This window comes from Marinobacter sp. ELB17 (assembly GCF_000169375.1).
Classification (GTDB): Bacteria; Pseudomonadota; Gammaproteobacteria; order Pseudomonadales; family Oleiphilaceae; genus Marinobacter.
Window position 1 is genome coordinate 14,303 of record NZ_AAXY01000029.1, and the last position, 23,905, is coordinate 38,207.

20 protein-coding genes and 1 pseudogene are annotated in these 23,905 nt (G+C 55.5%); 3 read left to right on the forward strand and 18 right to left on the reverse strand.

Annotation, left to right across the window (positions count from 1 at the left end; genetic code table 11):
- Positions 1–42 precede the first annotated feature (42 nt).
- From arsB to MELB17_RS24080, 4 genes are read right to left on the reverse strand one after another with little or no spacing between them, the layout of a single operon-like run.
- On the reverse strand, positions 43–1,128 hold the full coding sequence (gene arsB / locus MELB17_RS19655) for an ACR3 family arsenite efflux transporter (protein ID WP_007352096.1): 1,086 nt from the start codon (positions 1,126–1,128) through the stop codon (positions 43–45).
- Between the two features lie 57 nt (positions 1,129–1,185).
- Positions 1,186–1,905, reverse strand: coding sequence for an arsenical resistance protein ArsH (arsH, locus tag MELB17_RS19660; protein ID WP_036185669.1), 720 nt, complete (start codon positions 1,903–1,905; stop codon positions 1,186–1,188).
- Positions 1,906–1,910: 5 nt separating this feature from the next.
- The gene (gene arsC, locus MELB17_RS19665) at positions 1,911–2,324 is read right to left on the reverse strand and encodes an arsenate reductase (glutaredoxin) (RefSeq protein WP_007352098.1); all 414 of its coding nucleotides are present in this window, start codon (positions 2,322–2,324) and stop codon (positions 1,911–1,913) included.
- Positions 2,325–2,330: 6 nt separating this feature from the next.
- Complete coding sequence (locus MELB17_RS24080; protein WP_218925896.1) at positions 2,331–2,717, reverse strand: ArsR/SmtB family transcription factor; 387 nt, start codon at positions 2,715–2,717, stop codon at positions 2,331–2,333.
- Positions 2,718–3,123: 406 nt separating this feature from the next.
- Between MELB17_RS24080 and MELB17_RS19670 the strand changes: the two genes are divergently transcribed.
- Complete coding sequence (locus MELB17_RS19670; protein ID WP_198136525.1) at positions 3,124–3,480, forward strand: DUF2141 domain-containing protein; 357 nt, start codon at positions 3,124–3,126, stop codon at positions 3,478–3,480.
- Positions 3,481–3,540: 60 nt separating this feature from the next.
- Here the strand turns inward: MELB17_RS19670 and MELB17_RS19675 are convergent, their stop codons facing one another.
- Positions 3,541–4,566: a fatty acid desaturase gene (locus tag MELB17_RS19675; protein WP_050774970.1), complete on the reverse strand. Its 1,026-nt coding sequence runs from the start codon at positions 4,564–4,566 to the stop codon at positions 3,541–3,543.
- 330 nt (positions 4,567–4,896) lie between these two features.
- On the opposite strand from MELB17_RS19675, the gene MELB17_RS19680 reads away from it, so the two are divergent.
- Together MELB17_RS19680 and MELB17_RS24730 are read left to right on the forward strand one after the other, a co-directional pair.
- Positions 4,897–5,232: a TraR/DksA family transcriptional regulator gene (locus MELB17_RS19680; RefSeq protein WP_007352102.1), complete on the forward strand. Its 336-nt coding sequence runs from the start codon at positions 4,897–4,899 to the stop codon at positions 5,230–5,232.
- A 117-nt stretch (positions 5,233–5,349) separates the two neighbouring features.
- Entirely contained in the window at positions 5,350–5,526 is a 177-nt protein-coding gene (locus tag MELB17_RS24730) for a hypothetical protein (RefSeq protein WP_007352103.1), read from the forward strand.
- An 81-nt stretch (positions 5,527–5,607) separates the two neighbouring features.
- Here the strand turns inward: MELB17_RS24730 and MELB17_RS19685 are convergent, their stop codons facing one another.
- From MELB17_RS19685 to MELB17_RS19745, 13 genes and pseudogenes are all read right to left on the reverse strand, one after another.
- Positions 5,608–7,953 (reverse strand): heavy metal translocating P-type ATPase, encoded by a 2,346-nt coding sequence (locus MELB17_RS19685; protein ID WP_007352104.1) that lies wholly within the window; start codon positions 7,951–7,953, stop codon positions 5,608–5,610.
- A 212-nt stretch (positions 7,954–8,165) separates the two neighbouring features.
- Positions 8,166–9,902: an isocitrate/isopropylmalate family dehydrogenase gene (locus tag MELB17_RS19690; RefSeq protein ID WP_007352105.1), complete on the reverse strand. Its 1,737-nt coding sequence runs from the start codon at positions 9,900–9,902 to the stop codon at positions 8,166–8,168.
- A gap of 55 nt (positions 9,903–9,957) precedes the next feature.
- On the reverse strand, positions 9,958–11,421 hold the full coding sequence (locus MELB17_RS19695) for a malate:quinone oxidoreductase (protein WP_007352106.1): 1,464 nt from the start codon (positions 11,419–11,421) through the stop codon (positions 9,958–9,960).
- A gap of 65 nt (positions 11,422–11,486) precedes the next feature.
- On the reverse strand, positions 11,487–13,817 hold the full coding sequence (locus MELB17_RS19700) for a xanthine dehydrogenase family protein molybdopterin-binding subunit (protein WP_007352107.1): 2,331 nt from the start codon (positions 13,815–13,817) through the stop codon (positions 11,487–11,489).
- Positions 13,814–14,293, reverse strand: coding sequence for a (2Fe-2S)-binding protein (locus tag MELB17_RS19705; RefSeq protein WP_007352108.1), 480 nt, complete (start codon positions 14,291–14,293; stop codon positions 13,814–13,816). The genes MELB17_RS19700 and MELB17_RS19705 overlap by 4 nt, the downstream gene beginning before the upstream one ends.
- Before the next feature lie 106 nt (positions 14,294–14,399).
- Positions 14,400–14,579, reverse strand: a pseudogene (locus MELB17_RS24735) (IS30 family transposase); the annotation flags it as partial.
- 130 nt (positions 14,580–14,709) lie between these two features.
- Entirely contained in the window at positions 14,710–15,888 is a 1,179-nt protein-coding gene (locus MELB17_RS19715; protein ID WP_007352110.1) for a CynX/NimT family MFS transporter, read from the reverse strand.
- 37 nt (positions 15,889–15,925) lie between these two features.
- Positions 15,926–16,498 (reverse strand): ACP phosphodiesterase, encoded by a 573-nt coding sequence (locus MELB17_RS19720; RefSeq protein ID WP_007352111.1) that lies wholly within the window; start codon positions 16,496–16,498, stop codon positions 15,926–15,928.
- 57 nt (positions 16,499–16,555) lie between these two features.
- Positions 16,556–17,215 carry an alpha/beta hydrolase gene (locus MELB17_RS19725; protein WP_007352112.1) on the reverse strand — a complete coding sequence of 220 codons (660 nt, stop codon included), beginning with the start codon at positions 17,213–17,215 and terminating at the stop codon, positions 16,556–16,558.
- Between the two features lie 128 nt (positions 17,216–17,343).
- Positions 17,344–18,201, reverse strand: a complete 858-nt coding sequence (locus tag MELB17_RS19730; RefSeq protein ID WP_007352113.1) for a hypothetical protein — start codon at positions 18,199–18,201, stop codon at positions 17,344–17,346.
- Positions 18,185–19,435 (reverse strand): hypothetical protein, encoded by a 1,251-nt coding sequence (locus MELB17_RS19735; protein WP_007352114.1) that lies wholly within the window; start codon positions 19,433–19,435, stop codon positions 18,185–18,187. Before MELB17_RS19735 ends, MELB17_RS19730 begins: the two co-directional genes overlap by 17 nt.
- Positions 19,435–20,073: a condensin complex protein MksE gene (locus MELB17_RS19740; RefSeq protein ID WP_007352115.1), complete on the reverse strand. Its 639-nt coding sequence runs from the start codon at positions 20,071–20,073 to the stop codon at positions 19,435–19,437. Before MELB17_RS19740 ends, MELB17_RS19735 begins: the two co-directional genes overlap by 1 nt.
- Positions 20,063–23,827 (reverse strand): ATP-binding protein, encoded by a 3,765-nt coding sequence (locus MELB17_RS19745; RefSeq protein WP_007352116.1) that lies wholly within the window; start codon positions 23,825–23,827, stop codon positions 20,063–20,065. The genes MELB17_RS19740 and MELB17_RS19745 overlap by 11 nt, the downstream gene beginning before the upstream one ends.
- Positions 23,828–23,905: the final 78 nt, after the last annotated feature.

Below are 23,905 nucleotides of genomic sequence, written 5' to 3' on the forward strand. Positions count from 1 at the left end.
CGTCACACCGTATTTTTGATGACCACATTGATGGCCAAGGGCTTAACGGGAAGCCTCCTGCACCACCGGAAAGTGGCCGCGGGTGGCGTTGGCAAAGCGCACCAGAGCCAGCATAACGGGCACCTCTACCAGCACACCCACCACCGTTACCAGCGCCGCTCCGGACTGCAAACCAAACAGCGCAATGGCGACCGCCACGGCCAGCTCGAAGAAATTACTGGCGCCGATCATACCGGCAGGCGCCGCAACGCAATGGGGCACCTTCCAGGCCTTCGCCCAGCCGTAAGCGATGAAAAAGATCAGCACGGTCTGAAGAATCAGCGGGATAGCAATCAGCACGATATGCAATGGATTAGCGATAATCACGTCGCCCTGAAAAGCGAACAGCAACACCAGGGTGATGATCAAGCCAAAGGGTGTAATGGGTGCCAGGCGTTTCATAAAAACCTTGCTGAACCAATCTATGCCGCGCCGCTTGATAACCGCCTGACGAGTCAAATAGCCGGCGCCCAGTGGAATGACAATATACAAGACCACTGACAGGATGACCGTATCCCAGGGCACCTGAATGTTTGACACGCCCAGTAGGAAAACGACGATGGGCGCGAAGGCGAACAGCATGATTAAATCATTGATCGCCACTTGAACCAGAGTGTAGGCCGCGTCGCCCCGCGTGAGGTAGCTCCACACGAAAACCATGGCGGTACAGGGCGCAGCACCCAGCAAGATAGCCCCGGCCAGGTATTCATTGGCCCGATCCGCGGGTATCAGAGGCGCGAACACCACGGTAAAAAAGAACCAGGCGATAGCAAACATGGTGAAAGGCTTGATCAGCCAGTTAACCGCCGTGGTAATAACCAGCCCCTTGGGCTGACGGCGAACACCGAGAACCGACGTGAAATCGACCTGTACCATCATGGGGAAAATCATCGCCCAGATCAGCATCGCGACGGGAATTGAAACCTGCGCAACCTCAAAGCGTGACAAGGTCTCGGGGATGGCGGGAGCGAACTGCCCTATCAGCACACCCGCTACAATAGCCAGGGCTACCCAGAGCGTAAGAAAACGTTCAAACAGCCCCATACCTTCAGACGCGCTGGGGGACTGTGAGCTTTCAGGTGTGGTCATGTCTCGTTTCCTTTGATTATTGTTAGCGTTGCGTCAGCGACTAGCGAGTTTCTGGCGTCAAATGGCGCGCTGATTAACGCGATTTGACAGCGCATCGGCGCTCTCTTTGCGCTCCGAGTAACGATCGGTCAACGCATTGTTGCGGTCGCGTACCAGCCAGGTGAACTTCACCAACTCTTCCATAACATCGACGATTCGGTCGTAAAAGGGTGACGGTTTCATGCGGTCATTTTCGTCGAATTCCATGAAAGCCCTGGGCACTGACGACTGGTTTGGGATAGTCAGCATGCGCATCCAGCGCCCTAACACGCGCAGTTGATTCACGCTGTTGAATGACTGCGAGCCACCGCAGACCTGCATCACGGCCAGAGTCTTGCCTTGGGTTGGGCGCACGGCCCCCAGCGTCAGCGGAATCCAGTCAATTTGTGCTTTCATGATACCGGTCATAGCGCCGTGGCGCTCCGGCGAACACCACACCATGCCCTCAGACCATTCGGCGAGTTCGCGTAACTCCGCAACCTTGGGATGGGACGCATCCTCGGCGTCGGGGAGCGGCAGTCCGGTAGGGTCGAAGGTTCGAACTTCACAGCCAAACCAGCTCAGCAGCCGCCCCGCTTCTTCGGAAACCAGCCGAGAAAAAGACCGCTCTCGCAGCGAGCCGTAGAGCATCAGAATACGGGGGGCATACCGAGACGCGCCAGGGCCGACCAGCGCTTTAATATCAATAGCGTGAAGCTTGTCAGGATCAATACTGGGCAAGTCATGCAACAGGGTCATACGGGTCACTGTGCGGCTCCCGCTTGGTAAATCACCTCTCCATCTTCCTTGGTGAAGTGCGCAATGGGGCTTTCGAGCATATCCAGAACGCGCTCTGCCGGTCGGCACAGGCGGGCCCCTTTGTCAGTCACGACAATCGGTCGGTTGATCAGAATCGGATACGCAATCATGGTGTCAATCACCTGCGCATCGTTCAATGCCGGATTGTCGAGCCTTAGCTCATCAAAGGGCGTGCCTTTGCGCCGAAGAAGATCGCGGGGCGTTATCTGCATCATCGAAAGCAGTGTTACCAGTTGCTCTCGAGTGGGCGGTGTCTTGAGATATTCCACGACTTCAGGCGCTTCACCCGAGGCCTTCATCACTGCCAATGTGTTACGCGAGGTTCCGCATTCAGGATTATGATAAATATAAGATTTCATGATCTCTCAAAGCTCGTCCGATTGGGTGGAACAGGCGATTAACGAGGATGTGAGCGGCTCACAGACCTGTGGATGGCCTGCACAGCAGTCGTTAACCAGAAATTTGATCGTCTCTTGCACACAATTTAAATTCGCTCGATAGATAATGGAGCGACTCTGGCGCTGGGAGAGAACAAGCTCTGCACGGGCAAGCACCGACAAATGTGCGGACATGGTATTGTGCGGCACGCCCAGTTGTCTTGCGACCTCACCAGCAGGAAGCCCCTCTGGCTCATGACGAACCAAAAGCCGAAAGGCCTCCAGTCGAGTCTCTTGGGAGAGCGCGCCAAATATTGCTGTTGCTTCTAAAGTTTCCATATGTCCAAGAATATGGACATAATGAGGTTTAGTCAAGCGTCACAACACGAAGATAGGCAATCAGGGTATACCCAACACTTGAAGCATTTTTATAGAAGAACTACTGTCTAACGGAGGGTGATTTTCCTACTACCCTGACTAATTTCTGCAACGGCGTTTGCTGCGACGTGCTCAAGGCGTTTCTGCGAAAGATGTTATTTCTCATTGAATTAGCTGCAAGGCTGTTAATGGCGGATTCAACTAAACTACGCAAGTCAGACCTATGAAGGCGATCATGAGTGAGTCAAAAAATTGTAAGTCCGTGTTGGCCTCCACGGTCAGGCATCCAGTAGTGACGCTGCTCTCTCCCCTGAGGGCTCGGTTTATAGCATTGTTTACAGTGCTAGTATTGACGAATCTTCCCGCAATCACCTTTGCCCAATCAGCGTGTCCTGGCATTCACGTGAAGATTCTGGACATCAGAAACAGCGCTGGAGCCGTAGCTTGCGCGCTTTTTAAAACGTCAGAAGGCTTTCCTACTGAGTTTCTGCAGTCAGCGACCAATATCATAATGACAAAGGTTCAGGATACGCAGGCGCGTTGCGATTTTGTAGACATCCCGCCGGGAACGTATTCGCTTGCCGTCATTCATGATGAAAATATGGACGGCAAGCTTGGCACCAACGGGATAGGGATCCCCACGGAAGGCTACGGTTTTTCAAACGGTGCAAGCGCCATGATGGGTGCGCCTTCGTTCGAGGCCGCCAGATTCCCGTACGATGGGCAAAACCTAGACCTGACGATCAGCTTGGGTTACTGAGTCACACCCACCTTGTTCCGTGAAGTGTAAGGTATGACCCCATTCGCACTTGATCCCTGATCAGACGCTCGCCTCCCTGAAAGACACCAGCCTCCGCTTGTTCTCATCCCAGAGCGCCAGGCGCACTGATTCGATGCTTTCGCGCAACGTAACCCGGTTGAATTTTTGAAGTTCCGGGTAATCTTTCAATACCTCGGGCAGGCGGTAGCAAGGAATTCGACTCGCTAGATGATGAACATGGTGCACGCCGATGTTGGCGCTGAACCAGCGCAGGATACCCGGCAGTACGTAGTAGGAGCTGCCCTGCAGCGCAGAGTCATGGGCGTTCCAGTGTTCATCGCGTTCCCAGTAGGTGGCCTCGAACTGATGCTGGACGTAGAACAGCCAAACTCCCATGGTGGTAGCAAGCAGCGTGATCGGGATCTGGACCAGCAGGAAGGGTCCCACCCCGACAAACCAGATGACGCCAGTTGCCAGAACCGCAATGGCCGCATTGGTGCCCAGAGTACTGATCCAGGGCATCCTGCCAGCACGCATGAATCCGAAAGGCAGCCGGTAGTCCAGCAGAAACGTGTACATAGGGCCGAAACCGAATAGCACCAGAGGGTGGCGGTAGAGGCGATAGCGCCATTTCTGCCACCGGGGCAAAGCCTGGAACTCGCGCACTGTGAAGGTGTCGAGCCCGCCAATTTGCGGCCGATCCAGATTGCCGGAGTTGGCATGGTGGAGGTTGTGGGAGTGGCGCCAGAAATCATGAGGCGTGAGGGTAAGCACACCGATGATACGGCCGGTCCAGTCATTGGTGCGCCGCGAATTGAAAAACGACCTATGGCTGCAGTCATGCTGGATCATGAACAGGCGTACCAGGAATCCCGCCGCAGGGACGGCCAGCACCAGGGCCACGGGCCAGTATCCGGCACTGACCGCTAACCACATCAGAGCCCAGATCAACACAAAAGGGAGTACGGTGATCAGGATCTCCGCAATACTGCGTGCCAGGCGTGGCTTGCAATACGCTCTGAGTGTCTGCCTCAGAGATCTGGGGGCTGTATTGAACTCGGGGGTCGATGCTGGTGGTGTGCTCATTGTGCTTTTGTCTCGAATCCGGTGTCTTAAACACCAAGCCTACACGAAGGCCAGTTGAAGTGGGCCAGGTGTTTGGCCCAATCTTAACGTGATTGTACCTAGACGTAGATGAGTTTAGAACCGAGGCGCGTTATCAAGATGATGTTTACTGACGGTAAGTGTTTTAAGGTACTTCCTTCAGAAAAGCATGCCTGATGGCGCGCCAGAATCCTGAGCGAACAACGTTAACGTCACCTCAGATTTCAAAGTCATCGCTTTAATTGTAGCCGCTGAACTGAAGAGCGCTGGCCTGCGAGCCAGCTCTCACCTACTTGATAAGGCAACCTCGATATGGCAACTGAAAACCTGGAAAAGTTTCGCATATTGCTATTGGCACAGCGCGATGACCTGCTTCCCACCAGTGAGGTGCGGGATGAATCCAGCGCTACTGTGCACCTGGATCAGCAAAGCGTCGGCCGGCTCTCACGGATGGATGCTCTGCAAAGCCAGGCACTGGCCCAAGCTGGAAAGGTGCGGGCAGACCGCCAGTTACGGCTGATTGAAGCCGCCCTCCTTCGGATCGACAACGATGAATACGGGGACTGCCGGGAATGCGGCGAGCCCATCAACCCAAAGCGCCTGGAAGTAGACCCGACGAGCCTTTACTGTATTCATTGTGCAAGGTAAAATTTTTTGGAAACCTCAACCTGATGCGCCAACCGGTCGTGACATAGATAGCCGGGGCCTACAGGCCTAAACACTAAGTTCAAACTGGACGAAAAATCCGGTGCATTTCGAACCGGGGTGACCGGAAGAATTGGCGCGCTGCCGCTGATTAGTTTTGTGCTGGTCGTGTTGATCGCGCCGTTCGCCGCCGATCGCCTCGATGCCCGCAACACGGCGGTGCTGTCCGGTTGTTTCGGTGTTGCCGGTCTCGCGCTGGTCTTTGGCCTTGCCTACATGAGTTTGACGGGGCTGTAAGAAAACCAAAGAGCCCGTAACCCGGCAACACACAAGACAACAGCAACGCAAGCAGGTCAGGCATCGTCAGGCCCCATCAACCTAGTCCTTTGAGAGTTTCACTACCCTCAATCGCAGGGCGTTCGTAATGACGCTTACCGAAGACAACGACATGGCCGCAGCCGCAATGATGGGCGACAGCAGGATGCCTGCAACTGGGTACAAGACACCCGCCGCAATTGGCACACCCGCGGCGTTGTAAACGAACGCAAAAAACAGATTCTGCCGAATATTGCGCATGGTTGCCCGCGACAACTTCCGGGCTTCTACAATGCCCATCAAATCGCCGCGCAAAAGCGTAATGCCCGCGCTTTCAATGGCCACGTCAGTCCCTGTACCCATGGCGATGCCAACGTCTGCGGTGGCCAAGGCTGGCGCATCGTTCACACCATCCCCTGCCATTACCACAATGCGACCTTCATCCTTCAGGCGCTGAATGATCTTGCCCTTGTCTTCAGGCAGCACTTCCGCTTCCACTTCATCAATATGAAGTTTGCGGGCCACAGCTTCGGCGGAGGTTCGGTTGTCTCCGGTCAGCATCACCACCCGAATGCCTTCCTTTTGCAGAGCGGCTATTGCTGCTTCCGTGGTCTCCTTGACCGGGTCCGCAATCGCCAGCAACCCACAAACACTGCCATCCACTGCGGCAAAAATGACGGTCGCACCGTCTTTTCTCAGCTGGTCCGCCTCTTCCTCAAAGGCGGAGGTATCGACGCTTTCTGATTCCATCAGCAATCGATTGCCAAGCAGAACCTTTTTGCCATCGATTTTTCCGGTGACACCTTTACCGTTCGGAGAGTCGAAATCCTCGGCGTCTGGCAATTTCAACTCCATGGTTTTGGCTTTATCGAGAATGGCGTGCGCCAAAGGATGCTCGCTGCCCTTCTCCAGACCACCGGCGTATCGCATCAGGTCCTCATCGCTGAAACCGTTTGCCGGAATCAGCTTGGTTACCTGAGGTTTGCCTTCCGTCAGGGTGCCGGTTTTATCCACCACTACGGTGTCGACTTTCTCCATGCGCTCCAACGCTTCTGCATCCCGGATCAGAACACCGCTCTGGGCGCCTCGCCCGACACCGACCATGATGGACATGGGGGTTGCCAGACCCAAAGCGCAGGGACAGGCAATAATCAGAACGCTCACCGCCGCGATGAGACCAAAAGCCATGGGCGGCGTCGGCCCGAAGACCGACCAGACAATAAACGCAATGACCGCGATGAGAATAACCGCCGGCACAAACCATCCAGCCACTTTGTCTGCCAGGCCCTGAATGGGCGCACGACTGCGTTGCGCACTGGCCACCATCTGGACAATCTGAGACAGCATGGTATCGCGCCCCACTTTGTCGGCGCGCATGATGAAGCTGCCCTGTTGATTGATGCTACCGCCAACCACCTGGTCGCCCGTCTTTTTGCTGACCGCCAAAGGCTCTCCGGTCACCATGGATTCATCCACATTCGAGCTACCTTCAAGGACTTCGCCATCCAGTGGCACCTTGTCGCCGGGGCGAACCCGTAAACGATCACCCACCTTTACCTGATCGAGCGAAACGTCGGACTCGCTGTCGTCATCTTCGAGTTTTCTTGCGCTGGCGGGCGCAAGGTCAAGTAGGGCTTTGATAGCGCCCGATGTTTTTTCCCGGGCCCGAAGCTCAAGCACCTGGCCCAACAAAACCAGCACCACAATAACGGCGGCTGCCTCGAAATATACGGCGACCGAACCATCTGCCTGCTGGAAGGCGGCAGGAAATAGCTGCGGCGCCAGGGTCGCTACCAAGCTGTAGATCAGAGAGACGCCCGTGCCAATGGCAATAAGCGTGAACATATTTAGATTGCGGCTGAGGATCGATTTCCAGCCGCGGACAAAGAAGGGCGCGCCGCACCAGACGACCACTGGCGTGGCCAGAACCAACTGAATCCAGTTGGAGACTTGTGGCGACACAATCTGGTCAATCCCGAAAAAGTGACCGCCCATTTCAAGCAAAAACACAGGAAGCGCGAGAGCCAGACCGATCCAGAACCGACGAGTCATGTCCGTGAGTTCTTCGGAGGGTCCGTCATCAAGGCTTACGTCTTCTGGCTCCAGGCCCATACCGCAGATCGGGCAGTCACCCGGGCCTTGCTGTCGAATCTCTGGATGCATCGGGCAGGTGTACAGGGTACCGGGCGCGGCCGGCTCTGCCTTTTCACTCTTATCACCAAGGTACTTGTCCGGGTCGCCTTCAAACTTCGACTGGCATCCAGACGAACAGAAATACCAGGTTTTGCCGGCATGCTCGCTGCGATGCTCTGCGGTATGGGGGTCTACCAACATCCCGCAGACAGGGTCTTTTACGGAATGCTCGTCGTGGTTTTCAGGTCCATGATGATCGTACTGGTGCTCACTCATTCTGTGCTCCTGTTTTGTCCGCAGGCCAATCAGCAAAAGCGATAAAATACAGGTGATTCAGTTTTTGGGTGACGTCTTTGCCCTATTCTCAACCATAACACCTCAAACTGAACTGCTACTGAAAACGGGCGGGCACCGCCGTTTTTTAAATGGCTATTCGATATGAATCGTAAATTGCGTCCTTAGGTCAGAACGCATCTGTCGGCTGGAAACTACTTGAGCGCGCCTTCCACAGCGTCCAGAAAACCTGTCATGTCCACCACCTGCTCTGAATCCGGGTCGACGGTCTTGCCTTTGAGGTCCGCGGTGACAATACCCCTGTCGACGGTGTTGGTCAGGGCTGCCTTGAGGTTCACCGCGTATTCGGTCAGGGGCGCGTTGCCTTCGCGCTCGCCCAGGTTTTCCAGGGCGTTAGCGAGGGCGAAAATCAGCGCGGAGGGGTTGAAGTGGGCGTCGCGGCCGTCGCTTTCTAAATATTTCAGGTAAAGATCATGAGCTGTGCCGTGGGGCGCCTCAAAAAGCATGGTGCCGGCCTTGCTCTCGATGATGGAGCTAGCAGTGGCCAGGCTGCCGCCGAGAGCGGCGGAGATGTCCGAGAAGATATCGCCGTCCAGATTCTGGGACGGATAGAGCGCGTTTCTCGGGGGATCCGTGATCATCTTCTTGAGCTGACTGGAGGGCCGCATGATCATGAAGGACGGCGGCGGTGTGTGCTCCCGGGCCAGTTCCCGCCGCACTTCGGTGATAACGTTGCTGAACACTTCGTCGTATTCCATATACTCGCGTTTGAGGCCGAAGTAGACCTCTTTATTCTTGCGGGAAGCGTCACGAAACACCTGTGCAACCCAGTCCTTGATGGCTTCATGGTCATTGGACATGAATAGTATTGGGTCGCCGTTACCAACTCGGCGGGCGTGCTTTTCTTCGCCGTCTACAATCACCTTGAGGATGCCATCTTCCTGCGCCGGCATATTGAAGCTGCCGTACTGGTCGCCACCGCCGGCGCTCATGCGGGAAATAGACACATGGGCACTGCGGCTGGGAATACCGACCTCCCGCAGTTGATTGACCAGTTTGAGCAGCTTGCGCCCTGTGGTGTTGTCAGGCACGCCCCAGAGAGCGCGCGCTGGCGGGTTAGAGACGATGCGCGCGGCCTGGGCGTCGATGAGTTCGTACTGGTAGCTCAATCCCAGGTCTTTGATTTTCTTGCGGTAGTCGCTTTGGTAGATGTCTTCGATCACCTTTCGCATGGCACCATCGTAACCAGGGATAACGGTGTCTTTCAGGCCCAGATAGACATCCCGTTTTTCGTCAATGGCACGCTGGAAAAAGCGGTGAGCCCAGGCTTTGACGTCGTCCACATCGTTCGTGGCCAGCAGCCAGGGGTCTCCCTTACGGAGCTCGCGGCGGTGCAGCTCCACCGGGTCGCCGCTGCTGCCCACAAACATCAGCTTGACCACGCCTGTGGCTTGGGACAGCTGATTGAAGCTGTCTTTGATGCCGCCGAACTCCATGGTGTCCACTTCAATATCGCGACCGACCCAGTCCGGACGGCTGAACTTGAGGTTGCGAAACTGGATGTCTTCGCGGGTTATATTGCCGCTGATGCCCTTGCGAATGGCACCGTTAGGAGATTTGGTGGCCAGTGGGTGAAGGTTGTCAGAGTCCACATTGGGGTGCTTGCGAAGCAATTCTTCCAGTTGCTGGCGGTTGACTGTCATGCCGGCGTTCTTTACCCCCACACCATGGCGCTTTAGGGCATCAATGGCATCAATCACCGCTTGGCCGTTGGTCAGCAGGCGGTGTTCCGCGGACAGGTCGATTTCCTCCAGCTGGATGTTCAGGCGCGCGGTTACGAATTTCTTGAGAATCTGCTCGAAAGCAACCTGGGCCATTTCATCGCCATGGAGAATGACCAAAGGCGACGTTACATTAATCCTGCTGTCCATAGATTACTCTCCGCGGTATTGGCAGTATTGGCAGTATTGAGAGTGTAGGTTGATCTTATTGCGCCTTGGGCTGAATTATCCCCAACAGTTGGTTAGCTGCATCGCGAATCTCCCGGTAACGATCAGGATGACTGATGAGTGTGTCCAGATCATCCTCGGGGAACATCTCGCTCTTCTTTTGCCTGGCTTCCTCTTTAGAAAAGACAGACGGTATCAACTGTTCCAGACAGCGCAACATAACCTCAGGCGAAACCGACGCCCCAGGCGATGCTCCCAATAAAGTCCCGTAAGTTTTGTCTTTAGACACAAGGATTTCTGTGCCCATCTGCAGATCGCCGTCTTTGATGATCTGCACTCGCTGGCCAGCTTGAACCGGTTTCCAGTCAAACTTTTTACTCAAGCCCGGAGCAAAGCTGTCCAACTCCTCGAACATGCTTTTTTCGCCTTTGAAGGTCTCTGAAATCAGATATTTAACCAAGGGGAAATGCTCTAAAGCGACATTCAGCAAGCCAGGGATATCATGGGGGCGAATTGATCTGAGGTAATCAAAAAACCCTCGGTCTCTCTCGAGGCGAAGTTTAAATGAGGCGAAAGGACCAAACAATAAGTAATGCTTACCGTCAACTACCCGCAAATCCAGGTGCGGTACGGACATGGGAGGCGCGCCCACTTTCGCCTTGCCATAGGTTTTAGCCCGGTAATACCCGGCTTGCTCTTTACTAATCGACGCCCGAAGAAAACGCCCGCCCACAGGAAAACCGGCGAAGCGGTTTCGGAACGGCAAGTGGCTTTTTTTCAGGAGGGGAAATGCGCCCCCACCGGCGCCCACAAAAAGCACATCCGCTTTGTGCTGAACAGGTTTCCCGTTGCATTCAGCCTTGATCACCCACCGCCCGGTCGGGCTCTTGTGCACACGCTTAACGTGGGTACCATACTCAAACTTTACCCCCAGGTCCTGGGCTGCGTAAGCCGCCATTTGCTCCGTTAACGCACCAAAATTAACGTCTGTACCCGTCTCAATAACGGTAGCCGCCATTTTTTCATGGCGTGGGCGCTCGTCCATGGTGTACGGAATCCAGCTCTTAATTTCATCGAAGTCTTCTGAGTAACGCATGTGCTCAAAAAAATGATGGGCCGACATTTCCGTGAACCGCAACCGCAGTTCCTCAATATCAGATTCGGAAACAATGGTGCAATGTTTGGTTTGATTGATAAACGTTTCAGGGTCTTTTATGGCTCCCTTTTCGACCAGATGAGCCCAGAACTGCTTGGCGACATTGAACTGGGCGTGGATCTTCAGCGCTTTTTCAACCGAAATGACCTCTTCATCGACTGGCGTGTAGTTGAGCTCGCAGTTCGCTTCATGCCCCGTGCCGGCGTTCCAGAATGGAGAGGAATTTCCCGCCCCGGCACTGTCCAGTCTCTCTAAGATGGTGATAGTCAAATCCGGTGCAATCTCTTTTGCCAAGGTGGCAAAAGTGGTGCCCATAATTCCTGCGCCTATGATCACTACATTCATAACGGTCTACTCACCAGCGTCAAATGTTTAGAAGGACTCGCTAGAATCCTGGCTCTGTATCAGCGTTAGCTCAGCTGGTTGCCGACAGGAAGGCGACGGATGCGTTTCCCGGTGGCCGCATAGATGGCGTTGCACAATGCCGGCGCAACCGGCGGCAGGCCGGGTTCGCCCACCCCGCCCATGGCGTCGTTGGGATTATCGATCAGGTGCACCCTGACCACTTTTGGCGCGTCGGGCATTCGCGGGACCAGGTAGCTATCAAAGTTATCTTGCTGGGCAACGCCATCCTTAAACGTCACCTCGCTTTGCAGGGCGACACCAATGCCCATCACGCAAGAACCTTCCATCTGCGACCGGATTCGCTCCGGGTTGGCCTGGGGCCCGCAGTCGAAGGCAATGTCCGCCCGATGAATGGTCAACTTACCCTTATCATCCACTTCCACGTCAAAAACAATAGCCGTGTAGGACACAAAGCTGTTGTGGAACGCCAGGCCCAGGCCTCGCCCTTTTCCGGTCTTGCGCCCCCAGCCCGCCTCTGCGGTGGCGCGCTCAATCACCCGGCGCATCCGGCCGATATCGATAGGGTGCAGGTCCGGATCCTCACCGTAGTTCCAGCCATCGCCAACGGTCAGGTTGTGAATTTCCCGGGCCGGCCCAAGCAGATCCAGAACATAATCACGATGGTCTTTGCCGGCTGCCACCGCCATTTCATGGGCAAAGCTCTGAATCGCCCAAGCGTGAGGCAGATTGTACACCGATCGGAACCAGCCAATACGAACATGAGCCGGTGCAGGTGGATTTTCCAGCCGGATAGCAGGAATATTGAATGGCATGGTATTAAAACCCATGCCCAGCTCGAATTCCCCTTTGTGTTTGGGATCCGGCATGAAGAGCGAGGCAATGCTGGGCGACAAGGTCCGGTGGCGCCAGCTGGTGGCCTTGCCCTCGGCGTCGAGGCCCGCGTCCAGATGATCGACGGAAACCGCATGAAAGTAAGCGTGGTGGATGTCATCCTCGCGGGACCACTGCAGTTTAATGGGCTGCCCCTCGAACGCCTTCGCAACCAGGGCTGCCTCCATCACAAAATCCGGTTTCGACTTGCGACCGAAGCCGCCGCCAAGCAGCGTCTGATGAAGCGTTACATTGTCCAGATCCATTTCCAGCATCCCCGCGATGCCTTCCCGGGCTGCCCTTGGATGTTGAACCGGGGCCCAGGCCTCGGCCTTACCGTTTTTTATCATTACCACTGCGACTGGGGGCTCCATGGTGGCCTGTGCCATGTGGGGCATATAATAGGTTGCTGACACACGTTTTTCGGCATTCTGCAAGGCGGCCTCGACGTCGCCGGATTGGCGGATAACCTTGCCGGGGGATTGTGCCGCCTTTTCCAGAGACTTCCGGTAAGCATCGGAGGTGTAATCGGCATTGTTCCCGGCCGGCGCGTTATCCCACTCGATCTTCAGTGCCTTGCGACCCTCCATGGCGGCCCAGGTATTGGATGCCACCACGGCAACTCCGCCCAAAGGATTGAATGCTGCGGGCTGGCTCGCGCCTTTAATGCGGATCACCTTTTTAACGCCGGCAACTTTCAGCGCCTCACTGTCATCGACGTTTTTCACCTTGGCGCCGTAGACTGGCGGGCGAGCTATGACCGCGTAGAGGGTATTCTCCAGATCGATATCGGCGCCAAAAATCGCCTTGCCGGTAACAATGTCTTCACCATCAATAGCTTTGGGGTGAGCAGATTTCAACTCACCGTTTATCAGCCCGGATTCCTTGCCAATAAAGCGCAGCTCGCTGTCCGATTTCAGCACCAGAGCATGCCGGCCGGGAACATCCAGCTCCCTTGCTGCGTCTGCAAGTCCGCCAAAGCCGAGTTCCCTGCCCGTCGCTGAATGCACCACTTTATGAATTTCGGCTCGCACCTCGTGTACCGGTACATCCCATTGATTGGCGGCGGCTTGTTCAAGCATCAATCTGGCGGCGGCGGCTGCGCGACGCATGGGCTCATACCAGTGACGCATGCTGCGCGAACCGTCAGTATTCTGGTTGCCGTATTTATCCTGGTCCCCTTCCGCCTGCTGCGCCCGAACCTGATCCCACTCCGCGCCGAGCTCGTCGGCAGCAACCACAGCCAGACTTGTGCGGATACCCTGCCCCATTTCAGCACGGTTGTTAATGATGGTGACCAGGCCGTCCGAATCGATTTGGATAAACACATTGGGGTTATCAACCCAACCACCGGGCATGGCACCGGCGCCAAACTGGGCCTGTTCATTGGCCAGCGCCAGATCCCAGCGAGCGGCCAACAGCAGCGCAGAGCCCCCGACCAATCCTTTCAAAAGACCGCGACGGCTGACATTGGCGAGCAACAGTGTATCGTCTGATCGGTTCATGAGCTGGCCTCCTCTTTGTCCACAGTCCGTGTGTCCGCAGCCCGTTCAATGGCCGCGAGGATGCGATTGTAGGTGCCACACCGACACAGGTTGCCCGCCATGGCGTCGACAATTTCCTGGGTTTGTGGTGCCGGGGTTCTCTTCAGCAGAGCTGTGGCGTTCATGATCTGGCCACCCTGGCAATAACCGCATTGCGCCACGCCCAGATCCAGCCAGGCCTGCTGAACTTTATGGCCAACGGGATCGTCGGCCATGGCTTCAATGGTTGTAATCTCGCCCTTGGCGGCGGCGACCGGTGTGACACAAGACCGTATCGCCACCCCGTTCAGGTGAACAGTGCAAGCACCGCACTGAGCAATACCGCATCCGAACTTGGTGCCTTTCATGCCGACAACATCCCGAATGGCCCAAAGCAGCGGCATGCTGTCGGGGACGTCGAGCTCGTGCTCTTGTCCGTTTATGGTGAGGGTAATCATGGGTCTCTCCGTTTGGTCTGCCGTTTAGCTCACGCCGTAATTGATAGAATGGTGTCAAATTTAGCAGCTATTGGGAGCGGTCACCAAGTCGGATCAGAAGGAGGGGTCGCGCCAGGAACACCAGACCACTGACACGCTCCACCAGAATGCCAATGGCTGAGCGATTGAATGCACCCTTGATCAAGTCGCCTTCCCAATGCCCAGGCAGCAGTCGATCTTCAACTTCCGGCGGCCGAAAGTGGATGCTGACCAGATCCAGGATTTGTTGGCGACGATCAACTCCCGGCTCAGGGTGCTGGGCGAACGGTTCAGCTCGCTGGCAATGGTAGTAATGAAACCCGCTCTCCCACCCGATTAACAGTATCCCCAACGCAGAATGCGCTACTACTTCAAACCAGATGAGTGTGCTGCTTGCCCTAATCGTCCAGAACGTACGCATCGCGGCCGGCTTTCAGACCTGCCAGCGCAGCACCTAAGCCGATCGCGATGAGAAATCCGCCGGCGGCCTGCCAGCCGCCCGACAGATCGCGCAGTACGCCAACCAACAGTGGCCCAAAGGCCGCCATGATATACCCCAGGCTTTGAGCCATGCCGGACAGGCGCCCGGCGCCATCTGCGTCCCGTGCTCTCACCACCAGTAAAGTAAGCGCCAGGCTAAAGCTGCCACCCTGACCAAGACCCAACAGCACAACCCACAGCCACATCTGATCTATTGGCCCGTAAATACAGCCAGCAAGGCCAACGATAACCAGCAACATCACCAGAGAAATCATCGCCCGCTGATCGCGCATTTGGCTGGCAATTAAAGGCGCTGCGATGGCGCTGACCACTTGCGCTAAAATAGACACCGACAGCGCCAGGCCGGCTTCAACGGCGCTGATGCCGCGGTCTTGTAAAATGGTTGGCAGCCAGCCGAATACGGTATACGCCAATGACGACTGCAAACCCATATAAAGAGCTATTTGCCATGCCAGTCGATCACGGTATATGGATTTTCCACGGGGTTTTCTCGGTTTGACGCCCAGCTTTTTATCACTTAACTGAAGCCACCAGGCCACAAACGCGATAACGGCAGGCACCAGCCAGAAAGCCAGTGCCGGACGCCATTGATGATCAAACAGCTCCCGCAGGGGTTCGGTTGTGCCTGCCGCAATGGCTGCACCTGAGCAGAGTGCCGCGGTATAGATGCCAGTCATTAAACTCGCATGGTTGGGGAAATCCCGTTTCACAATACCCGGCAGTAACACACCAATAATGCCGATGCAGCCCCCGGCTATGGCTGTACCGGTAAACAGCCCCGCTAAGCCAGAATAGGGCCGCACGAGCAGTGCCAGTGCTAACACAGCCAGAACAACCAGAACCGTTCTTTCAATACCCAGGCGGCTTGCCAACTTAGGCGCCAGCGGTGCAGCCAGTCCCAAAAAAAGTACTGGAAGAGTCGTCAGAACGCCGAGTGCTGTAGACGACAAGGTAAAGCTGTCGCCAATCGTGCGCACCATAGGGCCGATACTGCTAACGGCTGGGCGCAGGTTGAGGGCGACCAGCATCAAACCGATAAAAGCCAGGACGGCTTGCCGGGTTTCGAGTTTGCTCATTGCTGTGGGAGTCCAGTTCTAAGATATTGAAGCTACATTAAGTTTGCCTGGCAAAGCTTTGTAGTTGCGGGAAAAAGCTCAGAAAATGCTGTTCCAGCTGAACGTCGTTAGCGCGAATTTCATCAATAATGCCGGCAAACTGATTGGGGAAACGAATGCGCTCGGCCACCCTGTCCAAGGCGTCGCCAATATTGTTCAGATTCTGGTAAGCACCAAACCAGTCATGGCGAACCATGTGGCGTGTCACCCTCACCATCGGTGCTGGCATCAGATGTTCGTTATGCTGAAGCTCCTGATACACGCGATGCACAAATGCATCGCGTGACGCCGGGCTAAAACTCTGCCAGTGGCGCAGCAGATAGTGATCGTAAAGCACATCGAGGGCCACTCCAGCAAAGCGCCTGCGTTGGGGCGAAAACAAACGTTTGCTGGCAAGCACCTCGGCGTGGCTGTCCGTGAACACGTCAACGGCTATATGATGGCGAACACCTGCCTGAACGTTGCCTGGTAACGCAGATAGATCAACGCCGCGGCTGAAATCGCCCAGAATGCTGCCAACACGACATTCGGCAGAATCCGGGGCTAGAAAAACGTGGGCAAAATGGTTCAATGAAAGAGTCCTGTCAGGTTTCTTTTCAGTGTACGCCTCTGAGACTGCGGTCCGTCATTACAGGGCGTATTTGCGAATGAACTGTCCGACCTTCTTAATTTCCTCCAGGCACACGCTGTGTTCCATAGGAAAGGTCATATAAGCCGGCTGATAGCCCATTCCCTTGAGTGCTTCCAAACTGCGGAGGCCCAGCGCTTCCGGAACCATCGGGTCAGCAGTTCCATGATAGATATTGATTGGAATGCCGGCGTTGGCCTGTGAAGGCTTCACCGACTTTGCAGTGGCAAAATAGGTTGAAAGCGCCAGAATACCGGCAAGCCGCTTCGGATACGTCAGGCCTAACTCATAGGCAACCGCTCCACCCTGGGAGAAACCGGCAATCACGATGTTTTCGGAAGCGATGCCGCGTTCGATCTCGCGATCCACCAACTTGCCGACGGCGCGGGCCGAAGCCATCAGTTGCTCGGTATCGATGACACGATCAAGATCCATGGCTTTGATGTCATACCAGGCCGGCATGGACATGCCGCCGTTGATCGTGATCGGCAGATTGGGCGCGTGCGGGAATATAAAGCGCACGGCGGCGCCTTCTGGTAAACCGAGTTCGGGTACTACGGGTTCAAAATCGTGTCCATTGGCGCCCAGTCCGTGCAGCCAGATCACGGCAGCCGTAGGATTAGCTTGGGTTTCAATCTCAATAGTTTGAAGATCCTGCACCTGATACCTCGTTTATTCGAAAAAGACGTTGCCCGGATTAGCCCGGAGTGTTTTGTCTTGCGTGTGCATTCAGCACGTTAGGAACCTGCATGGCACTGAATAGGCGGAAGAGAATAAGGCAGTCGCCGCTACCCTGCAATGGCAACCAGAGGCAAAGCCCGCGCCGTTATATGTTCCTGCATGATGGCACACTCCTGATTGGCCATAAAAGCCAGAATACCGCGCTGCTGATCAGTCCAGGCGACGGCCTGCGCCATGTCAAGTGATGCGTGTTGTTGGCGATAGGTGCCGCGCTGACTCAGGCCGCCTGACGCGCTGCAATCCAGGGCCTGCCAGTCTTGCGGCACCAGAATATGCCCCCTGCCCCAGTTCAGCGCCATCGCCATGCCCGCCGGGTCAAAATCGTAATACAAAGCCAGTCTACCGGACGGCTGTGCCTGCGCCAGCTTGTTAACATCGCGGGCGTTCTCACCGTGGCCGCGATACAGCAATACGGCGTCTTGCCACGCCTGTGGCAGAACAATGCGATGCCAGTTTGGCATCAATGAGCCGTTTTCAATCACAATCAGGTTTTGTTGCGTCAGCACCTCACGGTTAATCGCATCGGGCTTTACGGCGAGTAAGGAGCCTAGCTGCGTGGCGCTTGGGTGGCCGCTGATGGACACGCTGGCGTCACCGGCCGTTGCGAGCAGCAGCAGGCTGCCGAATACCGACTGACTGGCGAATTTTTCGTTGTTGTGAATCTCCGCCATGTCCATACGCGAGCCGGCGGGCTGGTAAAACTGAGGGTCCAGTTCACCGTCGGTCAGGCTGCGGCCGTACTGACGCAGTTTGTCCAGCTCGTCCTCTGAGAACAGGAATTTATTGCCACGGACGGCGCCTAATCCGGTTTCCTCGTGAATCCTTTTCCAGACGTTACTGCTACGGGCGATTTCTCGTTTCCCTCCCTGAAGCAGGGTGGCGATAGCCTTAAATTCGGCTTTCATTGCTTCTTCGTAAAGTCATGCCGGTTATGCAGAGGTTGTCTTTGTAAAGCGGATTCAGCTGGCTTTTGTACTCCACTGTAATCTGGCTCTGGTCGTTGGGCGCCAGCGAGTCGATCTGTGCTTCCAGCGTGGACAGCCAAGTGGCAGCATCCAATGCCAGACCGCTGCCGCTGAGGGCCTCTAAGGCATCAATTTCGCCGTCGCCAATATCGCCATCCACAACGAACTGCACCAACTGTTCAATCAGCTCATCCACCGGATCTTCTTCTTCGGGGTCAGAGGCTCCGGCAACGTCGAACTCGACGGTTTGCAGAGCAGCTGCAGGTTCAGTACCTTGCTGGTCGGCGCCCAAGGTGCGAGCGGTTTGCGCCAGAGCAATCAGGTCTTCGTCGTCTGTCGGGTCATAAATATCACCACGAGCGATGATTGCGAAAGGCGTAACCTTGTTCAGCGGCGCCGGGCAGTGGCCTAGGTCCATGTCATCAATAGACGGGATATAACCGCGATTGTTGGCGAAATAGCTTTCAAAGCCACCGACCAATTTACTCAGGCGCTGATCTTCACGTAGGCGCACCAGCGTCAGGCGCAGCTGATTAAGGGCATAGCTGAGGTTTTTCTGGCCTTGTTCTAACGCTGCCGGCAGATATTTCAGCAGCAGCCGTTTCAGGAACGGATCGTTGCCGGCCTGATCGGCCAGGTCCTGGGTGTTAAAGCTTTCAAACAGGGCATTTAGTTGCCCTGCCCGCTCAATCACTTCGTGGTTCTTGCGAATTCGCAGATCCATATCGGTAATGTAGCTGAAGCCGCTACTGATGTAAGACGAGAAGGTATCGGTGGCATTGCGGATGTCTTCAATGATTTCCGACAGGCATTCTTTGATTTCACTCTCAATTCGCAATTTGTCCGTGAACGCTGCGCGTTTTTTGGCTTCGCGATAATCCACAAACAGCCGATTAAGATCGCTCCAAAGGCGGTCAACCTGGGCACTGGCAAAGCGCCTGCGTTCCGATTCGGTGATGTGGTCTAACAGCCGCACCAGAACATTTTTCAGCTGCAGGTCTTCTGTGTCCCCCAGGCGCCACACCAGGCGGTGGTGCTCCAGGGTTTCCAGTACGCCAACGTTGTCGTCGTTCAGGGCAATTCGGTTGCCACGGTTCAGATGGGCTTCCAGAATTGCGTCACCGTAGGTGGCCAGCGCCCGCAGGGTGGATTGCGCATCGTGGGTTCTAGCCATCAGACAATCCTCAGCTGCGGGTCGTCTTCGGCGCTGTCTTCGCGGATGCCTTCATGGGTCTGAATGAAGGTCATCACGTCGTACAACCAGCTCCATTTTGCCGTCGCCAAAAACACGCTGCCGCTGGTGCCGATGGGTTTTAGATAACCGGCTTTGGTAAGGTTCTCCAGCACCACACGCAATTGGCCCGCGCTGTCGCTGCGTTTGGTGCGGAACAGGTCTTTTTCACACAGGGAGCGCAATTTGGCTTCCAGCGACGGCGCAGTGGAAATGCGCTCCAGCAATTTGCCTTCACGCAGGTGTTCACCCGCGGAAATTGGGCGTTGTGCGGCTTCCACCATCATCACCAGCCGTAAAAATTGCACCAGGGCTTCCAGGTGGTTGGCTACCTCGCGAAATTGCTGGCGCACGCCGTCTTTGGCGTCGGAACGCGACAGATCCTGGTAAGAACATAGCCAGGCATCGTGGCTGCTGGTTTGGCGCAGGGTGCGGTTCATCTGTTGTAGGAAATCCGAAACTTTTTGCTGCACAGGTTGCGTCAGTAAATAGTTATACAGTTCATCGTGGCTGTATTCGCAGATGATTTCACCGGCCAGTAAAGCGCTTACCGTGCGTTCGAACAGTGGATTAGTTTGCATGGTTGCCTCCTTCGGTGGCGCTGGTAAACAGATCGTCTTTTACATCAGCTACCGACCGCGGGCGGGTTACACTGGCCAGCAAATCGCTTTTCGGCGCGCTCGGCGCGGCGCTTTCAAAGTTGTGTACGCGGCCGTGCTGCAGGCTGATTTTGTTTTCAAAGAACTTGCGCAGCGGCCGGTCCAGTTTCGGACAGGCTGAGATCATGGTCAGGTTGTTGTGTTCCAGCATTTCTGCCATGCGTGCGATGTTATTGGAGCTAAGGGTGCCCAACTCGTCTATGGGCCAGGTAATGCGGGTGTTCTTGTCCGGGCACAGGTAGCGAGTCAGGCCCATGAACACCGCCATAATGGCCAGGTACGTCAGGCCCTGGGAACTGGCGGTCAGGAAGTCATTGTCGTTACGAATCACCGCTTCGCGACCGTTTTCTTTCATGGTCAGATGCATATCCACCATGGATTCCACGCTTTCACCCAGGCTGGCCGATTTCAAAGTGTCGCTGACCAGCTGGAACGCCATGGTGATGCTGTCATCAGGCATTTCGCGGCGGTGCACTGCGTGCCAGTCGCGCCACTGCACCACAAAACTCTTCAGGGGCTGCCAGCTTTCGTCGTCTTCAATACGCGGCCTTAGCACCACTTGAATATCGCTTAGGGACTCAATGCGCTGATCGGTGTTGATTTTCTCGCGCAGAGTGCGGGACACGGCTTTCACTTCCCGGGCCATGGTTTCCAGGCTGTCGAAGTAACGGCACAAGGTGTTGGCTTCAGAGGTAAACTGATCCACCAAGGTAGAACGCAGCTGCGGAATGTCGGTGTCCAGCAGTGAGCGCAAGTCTTGCACTTGCATGAGCTGGAAAGCTTCATCGTATTCCTGGGCTGGGTCTGTCAGCCGCTGCCGGCGGAATTCACTCAGCTTCTGCCACGCGCTCTGGATTTGGGTGCCGTTGTACTGGTTCAGCACTGTGAGCGCGCGTTTGAAGGTAGCCATCACCTCGCGGCGCAGTTTGTCCAGACGCTCGTAGGCATCCTGCAGTTCGCCGGTCAGATTAACCATGTTGCCCGGCATCGCCATGTCATCGGGGGCGGCTTCGAACTTCTTCAGGATACCCTCGGCTTCCTCGATCTGCTTGGCCAGCGCGCCAATTTTCTGCTGATGCCGAGTGATGTCCGCATTCACCTGTTTACCACTTTCCTGGTACTTGCGCTGACGTTCGCTGCGTCGGGTTTTTATGTCTGCGACCTGTTTCTCCAGCAGGTTGCAATCGCCGGTCAGGCCGTCTTTACGTGACCAGTCCTTGTCGAGCCAGTTTTTGTATTCGCGCACTAAAGGCTCGGCTTGCTCAATTTCCTTCACCCGTTTTTTCAGGCTTTCAGCCTTGGCACGTGCCTGCTGCACCACTTTCGGATCTATGCCTTCGTCTTCTAATTTCTGATTAAACGCCGTTTGTTTCAGATCCAGGCGTTGTTCGTGCTCGCTAAGAGCTTGCTGAACCAGTTGTTGGGCGTGATCAATGTTCAACTGTAGCTGGGATTCGCGCTCGGCCCACTGGCCGCGCAAATCCATTAAACGCTTGGCAAACTGGCTGAGGGTGGCGGTTTCGCCCATTTCACTGTTTTTGTTGAACTGCTCCAGGAGGCTCTGCAGTTCGGTCACTTTCGCGCCTTGGGCTTGCTTGCGTTCTTTCAGTGCCTGGCGGATTTGCTCCCGCAGGGTCTTCAGGTACTCACGCTGCCGAGTGAGCGAGTCATCGGTGAGTTTTTTCTCAGTGTTCATGTGTTCTACAGCGGAACACCGTGCCTGGTAGGCGTCGTTCCGATTACGCGCGGCTTTTTCTGTGTCATCCCGGGTTTTTCGTGCGGCCTGGCGTTTTTGATCAATGTTGTGCAAACGCGCTTGCAGCCCTTCTTCTGAGGCCGCAAAGTCTGGTGTGGATATCGCATCGGTGTTCAGTACCCAGCCCATGACTTGTCGGCGTTCAGCAGCTGCGGTGCGGTGCATTAACGGGTTAAGGTCGGTGCGCATCAGCAGGTCGGGATGAATGACTTTTGCCAGGCCTTGGGCCCATTCCGGATCTTGTTTGCGCAATGCCCAGAGCCATGTGTCGTTATCTGGCGAAATCTGCCGCTGTAAATCTTCAAACGCCGCCGTTAGCGTATCGATCTGCTCTTGAGCGTGGAGAAGGTGTGTCTGGGAGGTATCCCGATCTTCCCGAGCCTGGTCTTTTTTGCGGTTAGCGTCGATCAGCTCGCCAGAAACATGCTGCGCCTGTTCTTCGGCGTTTTGCACGGCCGCTTCGGCAGCGGCTATCTGGCCGGTTTCGTCATCGTTATAACTTTGGTTATCGCGCAGGGTTTCGGCGCGGGCCAACTGGCTTTGAATGGTGGAGCGTTCCTGACTGCGCTCTTCGCGCTGCTGGCCTAGTTCACGGGTTTTCTCGTGGTCCAGAGCGCTGATGGCTTTGTCATGTTGGTAAGCCGCGTCTTTGCGCGCGGTCTCCGCGTCGCTGACCTTCCGCTCGCGATCGCCCTGCTCGCGGAAAAATGCACTCTTTAGCTCGCTGATCTCATGTCTGAACTCGCTTTCTACCTGAGTCACTTTGCTGGTCAGGCCAGCGAGATCCGAATCGGCATCGACTTTTTGGCGGCGATATTCACCAATATTCTGAAGATCCTGGCTCAGCTCAGGCGCTCTTTCGCTATCGTAGTACTCGCGCTTTTTATAAATGCCGTCAAGGTCACCCTCTTTTACTTTCAGCTCGTAGGTTTTATCCGCCAGAACCCCCGCAATCTCGTCGTCGGCCTGGCGCTGCTGTTCGCTTTCCTCGTTAATACGTTCTTTCAGTTTGGCGATGTCGCGGGCAATGTCGGCTTTACTGTCATTGGCTTCGTCGACGGTCGCCGTCAGGCTGGCGACAGTGCGCCGGCTGGCCGCCAGAATGGCCTGGCGCTCATTTTCTTGCTGCAGGCACTCGCGAATTTTGGCTTCTTCTTTTTCAAAGGCCTTGATGCTGCGAATGTCACTCACCAGGCCGCTTTCATCGATGGTTTTGGGCCGACCATGAATGTGAATATTCTCGAACTGAGTTTCGCAAATCATTGCTTTGAAGCTGGACATCAAACGGTTTTTATTCAGCACCACGTGAGTCAGGCGTTCAATATTGCTCATGTGCGTGTCGGCACTGCCCAAGCCAAAGTCCGCTGCAAGGCCGCGCAGTTTGCGCGCATCGGCGGCGGAACGTCTCAATAGGCGGGGGTTGCGCTGGATAATGGCGCGGTAATTGGTGATGGTGTCGATTATTCGAGACACATTGCGCTTTAAATTGCGAAGCTTTTCAAAAACGGCGTCGGCGGTGGCGCCGGCTTTTAACATTTCGATGACTTCCGGCGCAAAAAAAGTGTCAGCAGCCGAGCCTTCCACAAAGCGGTAGCACAGCTTCCCCGAGTGGTGCCGAAACATGACGGAGCAACAGGTACCGCGGTGGCGGCTGTACTCGAAAATCACCAGACTTTGCAGGCTGGGCAAATAGTAATCCAAAAACGACAGGCGGCCGGAGCCCTTACTGACAATACGTTCGGGTTCTTCGCCATAAAACGCCGGAATAAGAGACAGAATCGAGGTTTTCCCGGCGCCGTTCACGCCGCCTACATGGGTGCGCTCGCGGCAGTCGATGCGAATGGTCCGGCCCTTCACCTGGGTAAACGAATGGTGCAGAATAATGCTTTCCAGCCCATAATCTTGCTTGGTTTCAACCACCGTTTTCTCCTTGCTTTAATGCCTGATCAGTAGATTTCCGGCGCGTATTCTAGCCTGTTTTAAGCGTAAACCCGTGCT